Here is a 12577-nt window from a genome sequence, read left to right as displayed (position 1 = left end):
GACAGTATGAAATATCTGGTTACCGGCGCAGCAGGATTTATCGGTTTTCACGTAACGGAACGCCTGCTGGCTGCCGGTCACCAGGTTGTCGGTATCGACAACCTGAATGATTATTATGATGTTAACCTCAAACTGGCCCGCCTTGCTCTTATTGAAACGCATCCCGCGTTTCAGTTTATCAAAATTGATCTTGCTGACCGTGAAGGTATTGCCCACCTTTTCCTTGAACAGGGTTTTGACAGAGTAATTCATCTTGGCGCCCAGGCTGGCGTTCGTTATTCGCTTGAAAATCCTCTGGCCTATGCAGATGCCAATCTGATTGGCCATCTTAATATTCTTGAAGGGTGCCGGCATAATCATATCGGCCACCTGCTTTACGCTTCCTCCAGTTCGGTTTATGGCCTTAACCGAAAAATGCCGTTCTCTACGGAGGATTCGGTAGATCACCCGGTCTCGCTTTATGCTGCGACCAAGAAAGCCAATGAATTAATGTCCCATACCTATTCTCATCTCTATGGTATTCCCACCACCGGCCTGCGGTTCTTTACCGTTTACGGTCCCTGGGGGCGGCCTGATATGGCGCTGTTTAAATTTACCAGAGCGATTATTGCCGGAGAGAAAATAGACGTTTATAACCAGGGGCAGATGCGTCGCGATTTTACTTATATAGATGACATCGCTGAGGCTATTTTCCGGCTCCAGGATGTGGTCCCACAGGCGGACCCGGAATGGACGGTAGAGCAGGGGAGCCCTGCAACCAGTTCAGCGCCTTACCGCGTTTATAATATCGGCAACAGCCAGCCGGTCACGCTGATGAGCTATATCGAGGCGCTGGAAAAAGCACTGGGAATGAAAGCGGATAAGAACATGCTACCGATGCAGCCAGGTGACGTGCTTGAAACCAGCGCGGATACCAGTGCGCTCTATCAGGCGACAGGATTTAAGCCTAAGACGGGCGTGGAAGAAGGTATCGCTAAGTTTGTCAGCTGGTATCGCGAATTCTACCAGGTCTGAGCTGGCGGAATAAGTGCAGAAGAGGAAGCCGGCGTGCTTCCTTTTTTAATTTATGGCGCTGCTAAGCTGAACATATAAAAAACCCCATTACAGGAATGGGGAATTTTCTGAAGCACAAAAATGGCTATTACAGCAGGAAATCGTCCAGCTGTTTGCCTTCTTCTTCGATGGCTTTCTTAATCACGGCTGGGGTGCGGCCCTGGCCGGTCCAGGTTCTGGATTCGCCATTTTCATCAATATATTTGTATTTAGCCGGACGGGCCGCGCGTTTGGTTTTACCTGTCGCTTTAGTGGCCGTCAGCGTGGAGAGCAGTTCATTAGGATCGATACCATCTGCAATCAGCATTTCACGGTACTGCTGCAGTTTTCGGATGCGTTCTTCGTTCTCAGCCTGCGCGTGGCTCTCTTCTTCGCGACGCTCATTGACCACAACTTCCAGTTTTTCCAGCATCTCTTCCAGCGTTTCCAGCGTGCATTCTCTCGCCTGGGCGCGCAGGGTACGAATGTTGTTCAAAATTTTAAGTGCTTCGCTCATTATCCAAATCTCAAAATTATAAAAGGTGGGGGACTGTTCTTCCTGATAATAATAGGGTGCGTGAATAGGAACTGCAATAGGTAATTTTAAAACGGCAACTGTATAATCCCGATAAAGAGCGTCACTTCGCACTTATTAACGGGAGAATTCTTATGATTAGACAAGAATATGCCGTAATAACTCTTCATCCTGATCTATTAAGATACTCCTTTAGTGGCGGGAATTATCATGACTGAAACGCTATTTCCTCTTCGATAAACCGGGACTAACCCCCGGAAAAAACAGTGGATATTTGAACTGCAAGCCTCTTTTTATCATAAAATGCTCAGCAAACAGGCGGGGAATGCAGATTTATGTAAATAATCTGCGCTCAGGGGGCAGAAGCGGGTAATCATGCGCTGGCACAGGCATCACGTTTTCTCTGCGGACGAGTGGTTGTGATACACTCCGTGAAAATCTGATGCAAACTTTTATCCGGAGTTGAAGCTTATGGCTCAGCTATATTTCTATTACTCTGCAATGAACGCGGGTAAGTCCACCGCACTTCTGCAGTCTTCTTATAATTACCAGGAGCGCGGTATGCGCACGCTGGTCTTCACCGCCGAGATAGACAACCGGTTTGGTATGGGGAAAGTCAGTTCGAGAATTGGACTTTCTTCTCCAGCAAAATTGTATAATAACGAAAGTTTACTTTTCGAGACGATCAGCGCTGAACATCAACTGGAACCGGTACACTGCGTACTGATTGATGAATGCCAGTTTCTGACGCGTGACCAGGTTAAGGCGTTATCAGACGTTGTGGACGAGCTTGATATTCCTGTGCTCTGCTATGGTTTGCGTACAGATTTTCAGGGTGAGTTATTCAGCGGTAGCCACTATTTACTGGCCTGGGCGGATAAGCTTGTTGAATTAAAAACCGTTTGTCACTGCGGCAGGAAGGCCGGAATGGTATTAAGGCTGGACAGTAACGGGGCGCCTTTTAAAGAGGGTGAGCAGGTCGTGATTGGGGGTAATGAACGTTACGTTTCAGTTTGCCGGAAACATTATAAAGAAGCCCTGGAACAGGGTTCGTTACGGGCCATTTATGGTGAACATAAAGATCAATCATGAGACCTTATTTCCCGGGGAAGAAAATGGCATTCCTGACCGACATATAGCCATGGTTTCATAAATTTTATAAATGTTTACCCATAAAAAAACCCGCCTTCCGGCGGGTTTGTTAATGTTGACTCAGTTTACTTTTTAACTTTCTTTTCGGCTTTTTTCGCTTCCACCGGCTGAGCGGTGACGGCTTCAGCAACGTTTGCAAAAGGTTCGGTATATTCGCGGCCGTAGAAGGTATCCAGCATGATTTGTTTCAGCTCAGCGATCAGCGGGTAACGTGGGTTAGCACCGGTACACTGATCGTCAAACGCATCATCAGCCAGCTTATCCACTTTCGCCAGGAAGTCTGCTTCCTGCACGCCAGCTTCGCGAATAGATTTAGGAATACCCAGCTCCGCTTTAATCTCTTCAAGCCATGCCAGCAGCTTCTCAATTTTCTGAGCGGTGCGATCGCCTGGTGCACTCAGACGCAGATGGTCGGCCACTTCAGCATAGCGACGACGCGCCTGCGGACGATCGTACTGGCTGAAGGCGGTCTGCTTAGTCGGATTGTCGTTCGCATTGTAGCGAATAACGTTACTGATCAGCAGGGCGTTAGCGAGACCGTGAGGAAGATGGAACTCTGAACCCAGTTTATGCGCCATTGAGTGACAGACGCCCAGGAAGGCGTTAGCAAACGCGATACCAGCGATAGTCGCGGCGTTATGAACGCGCTCGCGGGCAACCGGATTCTTCGCGCCTTCATGATAGCTTGCCGGCAGGTTTTCCTGCAGCAGCTTCAGCGCCTGCAGAGCCTGGCCATCAGAGTACTCGTTCGCCAGCACAGATACGTAAGCTTCCAGCGCGTGGGTCACCGCATCCAGACCACCGAAGGCACAGAGGGACTTCGGCATATTCATCACCAGGTTGGCGTCAACGATAGCCATGTCAGGCGTCAGCGCATAGTCAGCCAGCGGATATTTCTGGCCGGTAGCGTCATCGGTGACCACGGCGAAAGGTGTGACTTCAGAGCCGGTACCGGAAGTGGTGGTGATTGCGATCATTTTCGCCTTCACGCCCATTTTCGGGAACTTGTAGATACGTTTACGGATATCCATAAAGCGCAGCGCCAGTTCTTCGAAGTGGGTTTCCGGATGTTCGTACATCACCCACATGATTTTGGCCGCATCCATCGGGGAACCACCGCCCAGCGCGATGATGACATCCGGCTTAAAGGAGTTCATCTGCTCTGCGCCTTTGCGCACAATGCTCAGCGTTGGATCTGCTTCCACTTCGAAAAAGACTTCAGTTTCAATACCGTGAGATTTCAGTACGGAAACAATCTGATCGGCGTAACCGTTATTGAACAGGAACCGGTCCGTCACGATAAAGGCACGTTTAGCTCCGTCGGTTGCCACTTCTTCCATGGCGATAGGCAGTGAACCACGGCGGAAGTAGATAGACTTAGGAAGTTTATGCCACAACATATTCTCAGCTCGCTTGGCGACAGTTTTCTTATTGATCAGGTGTTTAGGTCCGACGTTTTCAGAAATTGAGTTACCACCCCATGAACCACAGCCCAGCGTCAGAGACGGTGCCAGTTTGAAGTTATAAAGGTCGCCAATACCGCCCTGAGAAGCCGGAGTATTGATCAGGATACGCGCAGTCTTCATTTTATCGCCAAAATAGTTCACGCGTTCGCGCTCGTTATCCTGGTCAGTATAGAGACAAGAAGTGTGACCGATACCGCCCATCGCCACGAGTTTTTCCGCTTTAGAAACGGCATCTTCAAAATCTTTCGCGCGGTACATGGCAAGCGTAGGGGAAAGTTTTTCGTGCGCAAAAGGCTCGCTCTCATCGACCAGCTTCACTTCACCAATCAGGATTTTGGTGTTAGCGGGCACTTTAATGCCGGCCATTTCAGCAATTTTCACCGCGGGCTGTCCGACGATAGCCGCATTCAGACCGCCATTTTTCAGAATAATATTCTGCACAGCTTTGAGTTCTTCACCCTGCAGCATATAGCCGCCGTGGCTGGCAAAACGCTCGCGTACGGCCTCATAGGCTGAATCAACCACGATGACAGACTGTTCAGATGCACAAATAACGCCGTTATCGAAGGTTTTTGACATCAGGATTGACGCTACAGCGCGCTTGATATCCGCCGTTTCGTCAATCACGACCGGCGTGTTCCCCGCGCCAACACCGATAGCAGGTTTACCAGAACTGTAGGCCGCTTTCACCATGCCCGGACCACCGGTAGCCAGAATCAGGTTGATATCCGGATGGTGCATCAGTTGGTTAGAAAGCTCGACGGAAGGGACGTCAATCCAGCCGATAATATCTTTAGGCGCCCCTGCGGCAATCGCTGCCTGCAGCACGATATCCGCCGCTTTATTCGTCGCATCTTTGGCACGTGGATGAGGAGAGAAGATAATACCGTTACGGGTTTTCAGGCTGATAAGCGCTTTGAAAATCGCCGTAGAAGTCGGGTTAGTGGTGGGGACGATACCGCAAATCAGGCCTGTTGGTTCAGCGATAGTGATGGTGCCAAACGTATCATCGGTATCAAGGATACCGCAGGTTTTTTCATCTTTATAGGCGTTGTAAATATATTCAGAAGCGAAGTGGTTTTTAATGACTTTATCTTCAACAATACCCATGCCTGATTCTGCAACGGCCATTTTTGCCAGCGGAATTCGGGCATCAGCGGCGGCAAGAGCCGCGGCGCGGAAAATCTTGTCAACTTGTTCTTGAGTGAAATTGGCATATTCTCGCTGGGCTTTTTTTACACGTTCAACCAGTGCGTTAAGTTCAGCAACATTAGTAACGGCCATAATGCTCTCCTGATGGAAGTTAAACTCTATTAGTAAACAAGTCTGAACCTATGAGTATAGTCACGCGCTGTTACGCTGTAGTTAAATCACTGTGACTTTTCACCGGTTTACGCATTCGCGTTACAGGTTTACTGAAAAAGTCTCCGCTTTACTCCGCCTGGACGGAAAAAATGCGGGCTTCACACTTCCTTTTGATGAATGCAGCTTACCCACTATGGGGTAATATAAGTATGATCTGGATCAAGTTACGCCCAAGCTGACACCTTTCAGCCGCACGTTTTGTGCGATTTTTGGTAATTTCGGGAAATCGGTGGTAGTCCCGCTCTCTCTGCCGCATCAGAACGGCAACAGCGGCGTATTCCTTTGGCGGATTATGCTGGGCTACGGCCTTAAAACCAGGCAAAAATCTGGCGGCTTATGATGGTAAGCGTAACGCTTTTGCATTAAATTACCCGCCAGAAAACCCGCCCGCTCAGGAGCAGATTGTGAACCCGGCTATATTAGACTTTTCCGGATATATTAAATTTTTTGTGGGGCTATTTGCCCTGGTGAATCCGGTAGGGATCATCCCCGTTTTTATTAGTATGACCAGCTATCAGGCGGCTGCGGCGCGCAATAAAACCAATATGACGGCCAACCTTTCGGTGGCGATTATTCTCTGGACATCGCTATTTCTGGGTGATGCGATTCTGCATATATTTGGCATCTCAATTGACTCTTTTCGCATTGCGGGCGGTATTCTGGTGGTCACCATCGCCATGTCGATGATCAGCGGCAAACTGGGCGAAGATAAACAGAATAAGCAGGAAAAATCAGAAACGGCAATCCGGGAAAGCATTGGTGTGGTGCCGCTGGCGTTGCCGCTGATGGCTGGCCCGGGCGCAATCAGCTCGACCATTGTCTGGAGTACACGTTATAACAGCTGGCTTAACCTGCTGGGCTTCAGCCTCGCCATTGCGCTGTTCGCGTTCTGCTGCTGGCTGCTGTTCCGGGCCGCCCCCTTAATGGTCAGGCTGCTGGGCCAAACCGGGATTAACGTTATTACCCGAATTATGGGACTGCTGCTGATGGCGTTGGGCATCGAGTTCGTGGTGACCGGCATCAGAGCACTATTCCCCGGGCTGGTACATTAATCAACGCTATAACAAAACTGCCTGTTGAAAATAAAGCGCATATTCTGCGCTTTTTTTTTTATAACTATCAGGTGAGGCACCATAATGGTGCGCTAAGGGGGTTTTTATGCATTTTTATGGTGCAATTATTCGCTCAGCTTAATGGCTGAGCGTCATTATTAATGTAACTACTGCAATCCTGTCTGATTTCAATCACTAACAACGGAATGTTAATTTAATCACATTGCTGAAATAGGCCAGCTTGCTAACTTTGTGGCACAACAGTTTGGCATGAGACGGGTTTATGGTGATTCATTCTGTAGCGCTACTTTAATTGCCTATTTTGCGAGTTTTGTGAACTCGATCATTCCTGAGATTGATTAATCTCTCGCCTCTTTGATGTTAATCAATTGAAAATCAGCAGGATGGCGATTAATTCAACATGTTAAATAACGCTTCTGATTGTCAGCCGCTCGTGATAAAAGAGAATTAGTTAACATTTTCGACGCGCTGTTTTGGCGTAAAAAGACGCACTCTGATAACGTCTCGTTTTCGGTAAAGAATTGGCACCGGATATGCAAAAGAGTTTTTCTCTTCCCGTTCCGGTTTCTTAAAAAGGTTATCCACGCTTAATGAAACATAATGAGCAATGCGTTTTACGTCTCCGGAAAGTCGCTGTCGCGCTTACAGGACTTATCGCCAGCCATTCGTTTGCCGCCACCGTTCCCGGCGGCGTTGAGCTGGCCGCCAGCCAGACTATCGTCATTAATAATGGCGGAGAGGTATCTTCACTCGATCCGCAGAAAATTGAAGGCGTACCGGAAAGTAATATTATTCTGAACCTGCTTGAAGGGCTGGTCACGACCGATAACGCAGGCCGTCTGGTGCCCGGCGTGGCGGAAAGCTGGCGCAATCAGCAGGGGAGAGTCTGGACGTTTACCCTGCGGGACAATGCGAAATGGAGCAATGGCGATCCCGTCACCGCCAGCGATTTCGTTTATAGCTGGCAGCGCCTGGTTGATCCGGCAACAGCGTCACCTTATGGCAGCTATCTGCAGTATGCCCATGTAGCCAATATTGATGAAATCCTGGCGGGCAAACTGCCTCCTTCTGCTCTGGGCGTAAAAGCGCTGGACGATCGCCACTTTCAGGTCACGCTAAGCCAGCCTGTCCCTTATTTTGTTGAGCTGGCGGCCCATACCTCCCTGAAGCCTGTTAATCGTAACGCCATTGAAAAGTGGGGCGATCGCTGGACGCAACCTGGTCATTTTGTTGGCAACGGCGCCTATACGCTCAGCGACTGGGTAATCAACGAGAAAATCGTTTTGCAACGCAACGCGCAATATTGGGATAACGCCCGCTCAGTAATCGACCGTGCAACCTTTCTGCCAGTGACGTCGGAAGCCAGTGACGTGAACCGCTACCGCAGCGGTGAAATCGATATCACCAACAGCGCGCTGCCCCCGGATCGCTTTCCATCGCTGCGAAAAACGCTTGGCAGCCAGGTCCGCATCAGCCCGCTGCTCTGCACGTTTTACTACGAGCTGAACAATAAGCGACCGCCGTTCAACGATCCTAAAGTACGCACCGCGGTGAAGCTAACCCTGGATCGCAACATTATTACTGAAAAAGTGATGGGGCAGGGGCAGATCCCGGCGGGTAACTTTACGCCGCCCTTTATCAATGGTGGGACTTCTACTCAGCCCGACTGGATGGCGCTGACGCAGGCTGAGCGAAACGAGAAGGCGAAGAAGCTGCTGGCTGATGCGGGCTACACGGCGGACAATCCGCTGCGTTTCACCCTCTTATATAACACGTCTGATGTGAATAAAAAGCAGGCTATTGCGGCCGCGTCGATGTGGAAATCAAATCTCGGCGCCAGCGTTTCACTGAATAATCAGGAGTGGAAAACGATGCTGGATACGCGCCGTCAGGGAGAGTTTGACGTAGCCCGCGCCACCTGGTGTTCCGACTATAACGAGCCTTCAACCTTCCTGAACGCCATGCTGAGTACCTCGACGAATAACACCGCTTTCTACAAAAGCGAGAAGTTTGACGCCCTGATGGCCCGCTCGCTGGACGTGCCTGACGCTGAACGTGCGGCTGTCTATCAGCAGGCGGAGCAGCAGCTGGATAGCGATTCGGCCATTATTCCGGTTTACTACCGCGTCAGTGCGCGCTTAGTGAAACCCTGGGTCGGCGGCTTTACCGGTAAAGATCCGCAGGACCTGACCGACTTGAAATACTACTACATCATAAAACATTAAGTCCGGCGCGATTTGTCCGGCGGACGTCTTAAAACCAGACAGGATAAAACCTCATCGTCTCAGCGCGCCAACGTTCAGGTAACCTGAGAGGAAAAGCCCGTTAAAAGGGTGGCGCTGATGTCTGAAAGCACATCAGCAATGATAAAACTGGAGTAGGTAAATAATGACCAACATCACGAAAAAAAGCCTGATAGCACTTGGGATTATGACCGCGCTGGCGGGCAATGTTGCGATAGCGGCCACCGTGCCTGCGGGCGTGGAGCTGGCGGCAAAGCAGGAACTGGTTAAGGGCAACGGCGGTGAAGTCCAGTCGCTCGATCCGCACAAAATTGAGGGCGTTCCGGAATCCAACGTCAGCCGCGATCTGCTTGAAGGGCTGGTAATAAGCGACCCGGATGGTCATCCAATCCCGGGCGTGGCGGAAAGCTGGGAAAATAAAGACGGCAAGGTCTGGACATTCCATCTGCGTAAAAATGCCAAATGGTCAAACGGCGAGCCGGTAACTGCCCAGGATTTCGTCTACAGCTGGCAGCGCCTGGCTGATCCGAAAACCGCCTCTCCTTATGCCAGCTACCTGCAGTATGGTCACCTGGAAAACGTGGATGAGATTATTACCGGTAAGAAAAGCCCCGATCAGCTGGGCGTGAAAGCGATTGATGACCATACGCTGCAGGTGACGCTGAGCCAGTCCGTCCCTTATTTCTTCAAACTGCTTATTCACCCTTCCATGTCTCCGGTATATAAGCCGGCCATCGACAAAGCGGGCGAGCAGTGGACGCAGCCGCAGAGCTGGGTGGGCAACGGCGCATTCAAACTGCAGTCTCATATGATCAACGAACGTATTGTGCTGGTGCGTAACCCGGAATACTGGGATAACGTCAATACGAAACTCGAAAAAGTCACTTTCCTGCCTATCGCCTCGGAAGTGAGCGATGTTAACCGTTACTTCAGCAGCGACGGCAGCGATATGACCTATAACAATATGCCGATCGAGCTGTTTAAAAAGCTTCAGCGGGAAAACCCAAAAGAGCTGAAAGTTGACCCTTATCTCTGTACTTATTATTACGAGATCAACAACCAGAAGCCGCCTTTCAACGATCCGCGCGTCAGGGCTGCCCTGAAGCTGGGCATCGATCGTGACATTATCGTGAACAAGGTGCTGGCCCAGGGGCAGATGCCAGCCTATAGCTACACGCCGACGGCGACCGACGGTGCCGAGCTGATCAAGCCGGAGTGGTTCAGCTGGTCACAGGAAAAGCGTAACGAAGAAGCCAAAAAACTGCTGGCCGAAGCGGGCTATACCAAAGATAAGCCGCTCTCTTTCCAGCTGCTCTATAACACTTCCGACCTGCATAAAAAGCTGGCTATCGCCGCGACGTCCATCTGGAAGAAAAATCTCGGGGTGGATATCAAGCTCAATAATCAGGAGTGGAAAACCTTCCTGGATACCCGTCATCAGGGGAACTTCGACGTGGCCCGTGCGGGCTGGTGTGCGGACTATAACGAACCGACTTCATTCCTGAACACCATGCTTTCCGACAGCAGCAACAACACCTCACATTACAAATCGGCGGAGTTCGATAAAGTGATGACCGCTGCGGCAGGCGCCAGTGACGAGAAAGGCCGTAGCGATCTTTATGCCAAGGCTGAACAGATCCTCGATAAGGATTCCGTGATTGTCCCGCTTTACTACTACGTTAACACCCGTCTGGTGAAGCCTTACGTGGGTGGCTATACCGGTAAAGATCCACTGGATAATGTTTACGACAAAAATCTCTACATTATCAAACATTAATGGCAAAAGTGGGGGAGGGATTCGCTTCCCCCATCGTGTCTATTTTACGCAGTGCTAAGGCACAAGCCAGCAGGTACGGGCAATGTTAAAGTTTATTTTTCGTCGTGTTCTGGAAGCGATCCCGACGTTACTCATTCTGATCACCATCTCCTTCTTTATGATGCGGTTAGCGCCGGGCAGTCCTTTTACCGGTGAGCGTACGCTGTCAGCAGAGGTAATGGCGAATATCGAAGCGAAATACCATCTGAACGATCCGATGTGGAAGCAGTACACCAACTATCTGGTACAGCTGGCTCACGGTGATTTTGGGCCTTCCTTCAAATACAAAGACTATTCGGTCAACTATCTGGTGGGGCACGCCTTTCCGGTATCGGCTAAGCTCGGCCTGGCGGCCTTTGTGCTCGCCGTGGTGCTGGGGGTTTCGGCGGGCGTAATCGCGGCGCTGAAGCAGAATACGAAATGGGACTTTGCGGTGATGGGGGTGGCAATGACCGGCGTGGTCATACCGAGTTTCGTGGTGGCGCCGCTGCTGGTTCTGATCTTTGCGATTGGGTTGAAGTGGTTGCCTGGCGGCGGATGGAACGGCGGCCAGCTGAAATATATGATCCTGCCGATGGTCGCCCTTTCACTGGCGTATATCGCCAGCATTGCGCGCATCACGCGTGGGTCGATGATCGAGATACTGCACTCTAACTTTATCCGCACCGCCCGCGCGAAAGGTTTACCGATGCACCGCATTGTGCTGCGCCACGCGCTCAAGCCCGCGATGCTGCCGGTGCTTTCCTATCTCGGTCCGGCGTTCGTCGGCATCATCACCGGATCGATGGTGATTGAAACCATTTACGGTCTGCCTGGTATCGGCCAGCTTTTTGTGAACGGTGCGCTTAACCGTGACTACTCGCTGGTGCTGAGCCTGACAATTTTAGTGGGTGTGCTGACTATTCTGTTCAATGCGATCGTTGATGTGCTTTATGCGGTCATCGATCCGAAAATTCGTTATTAATACCGGAGCTCGCCATGTTATTGAGTAAGAAAAATAGCGAAGCTCTTGATGCCTTCAGCGAGAAGCTGGAAGTCGAAGGGCGTAGCCTGTGGCAGGATGCCCGTCGTCGTTTTATCCATAACCGTGCGGCGCTGGGCAGCCTGATTGTGCTGCTGCTGATTGCGCTGTTTGTCATTTTTGCCCCAATGCTTTCCGCTTTTACCTACGATGAAACGGACTGGGGAATGATGTCGGCACCACCTGAAATGGAAGTGGGTCACTATTTCGGCACTGACTCATCCGGCCGCGATCTGCTGGTGCGCGTGGCGATTGGCGGACGTATTTCGCTGATGGTCGGCATCGCCTCGGCGCTGGTGGCCGTGCTTGTCGGTACGCTTTATGGATCGCTTGCGGGCTATCTTGGCGGCAAAACGGACTCCGTGATGATGCGCCTGCTGGAAATCCTTAACTCCTTCCCTTTTATGTTCTTTGTCATTCTGCTGGTCACCTTTTTCGGTCGTAACATTCTGCTGATTTTTGTGGCGATCGGACTGGTGTCCTGGCTGGATATGGCGCGTATCGTTCGCGGCCAGACGCTCAGCCTGAAGCGGAAAGAGTTTATCGAAGCGGCCCATGTCGGCGGCGTCTCAACCGCCAGTATTGTTCTGCGCCATATTGTGCCGAATGTGCTGGGCGTGGTTGTGGTATACGCCTCGCTGCTGGTGCCGAGTATGATCCTGTTTGAATCCTTCCTAAGCTTCCTGGGCCTCGGCACGCAGGAGCCGCTCAGCAGCTGGGGAGCACTGCTCAGCGACGGAGCTAACTCCATGGAGGTTTCGCCCTGGCTACTGCTGTTCCCGGCAGGTTTTCTGGTGATTACGCTGTTCTGTTTTAACTTTATTGGCGATGGCCTGCGTGATGCCCTCGACCCGAAAGACCGTTAAGGAGTTTC

At 50.9% G+C, this 12577-nt stretch carries 9 protein-coding genes; 7 read left to right on the top strand and 2 right to left on the bottom strand.

The window, feature by feature from the left end; genetic code table 11:
• The first annotated feature begins 6 nt into the window (after window positions 1–6).
• Window positions 7–1014 carry an NAD-dependent epimerase gene (locus EA20_RS0118395; protein WP_024968229.1) on the top strand — a complete coding sequence of 336 codons (1008 nt, stop codon included), beginning with the start codon at window positions 7–9 and terminating at the stop codon, window positions 1012–1014.
• A gap of 127 nt (window positions 1015–1141) precedes the next feature.
• On the opposite strand, the gene hns is transcribed toward EA20_RS0118395, so the two are convergent.
• Entirely contained in the window at window positions 1142–1549 is a 408-nt protein-coding gene (gene hns, locus EA20_RS0118390) for a histone-like nucleoid-structuring protein H-NS (RefSeq protein WP_024968228.1), read from the bottom strand.
• Window positions 1550–2038: 489 nt separating this feature from the next.
• Here hns and tdk point away from each other — a divergent pair, with 489 nt between their 5' ends.
• On the top strand, window positions 2039–2659 hold the full coding sequence (gene tdk / locus EA20_RS0118385; RefSeq protein WP_024968227.1) for a thymidine kinase: 621 nt from the start codon (window positions 2039–2041) through the stop codon (window positions 2657–2659).
• Window positions 2660–2784: 125 nt separating this feature from the next.
• On the opposite strand, the gene adhE is transcribed toward tdk, so the two are convergent.
• A complete protein-coding gene (gene adhE, locus EA20_RS0118380; RefSeq protein ID WP_024968226.1) occupies window positions 2785–5469 on the bottom strand; it encodes a bifunctional acetaldehyde-CoA/alcohol dehydrogenase in 2685 nt (894 codons plus the stop codon).
• A gap of 485 nt (window positions 5470–5954) precedes the next feature.
• On the opposite strand from adhE, the gene EA20_RS0118375 reads away from it, so the two are divergent.
• The 5 genes from EA20_RS0118375 (at window position 5955) to oppC (ending at window position 12569) form a co-directional block, all read left to right on the top strand.
• Window positions 5955–6602 carry a YchE family NAAT transporter gene (locus EA20_RS0118375; protein ID WP_024968225.1) on the top strand — a complete coding sequence of 216 codons (648 nt, stop codon included), beginning with the start codon at window positions 5955–5957 and terminating at the stop codon, window positions 6600–6602.
• A gap of 611 nt (window positions 6603–7213) precedes the next feature.
• The gene (locus EA20_RS0118370) at window positions 7214–8848 is read left to right on the top strand and encodes an ABC transporter substrate-binding protein (protein ID WP_024968224.1); all 1635 of its coding nucleotides are present in this window, start codon (window positions 7214–7216) and stop codon (window positions 8846–8848) included.
• A gap of 163 nt (window positions 8849–9011) precedes the next feature.
• Window positions 9012–10643, top strand: coding sequence for an oligopeptide ABC transporter substrate-binding protein OppA (oppA, locus tag EA20_RS0118365; RefSeq protein WP_024968223.1), 1632 nt, complete (start codon window positions 9012–9014; stop codon window positions 10641–10643).
• A gap of 82 nt (window positions 10644–10725) precedes the next feature.
• Entirely contained in the window at window positions 10726–11646 is a 921-nt protein-coding gene (oppB, locus tag EA20_RS0118360; protein WP_024968222.1) for an oligopeptide ABC transporter permease OppB, read from the top strand.
• Between the two features lie 14 nt (window positions 11647–11660).
• Window positions 11661–12569 carry an oligopeptide ABC transporter permease OppC gene (gene oppC, locus EA20_RS0118355; RefSeq protein ID WP_024968221.1) on the top strand — a complete coding sequence of 303 codons (909 nt, stop codon included), beginning with the start codon at window positions 11661–11663 and terminating at the stop codon, window positions 12567–12569.
• Window positions 12570–12577: the final 8 nt, after the last annotated feature.

It is taken from the genome of Pantoea sp. IMH (assembly GCF_000599885.1).
In the GTDB taxonomy this organism is placed as follows: domain Bacteria; phylum Pseudomonadota; class Gammaproteobacteria; order Enterobacterales; family Enterobacteriaceae; genus Erwinia.
The sequence above is the reverse complement of the archived record's forward strand: the minus strand, read 5'-3'. Positions and strand labels throughout refer to the sequence as shown.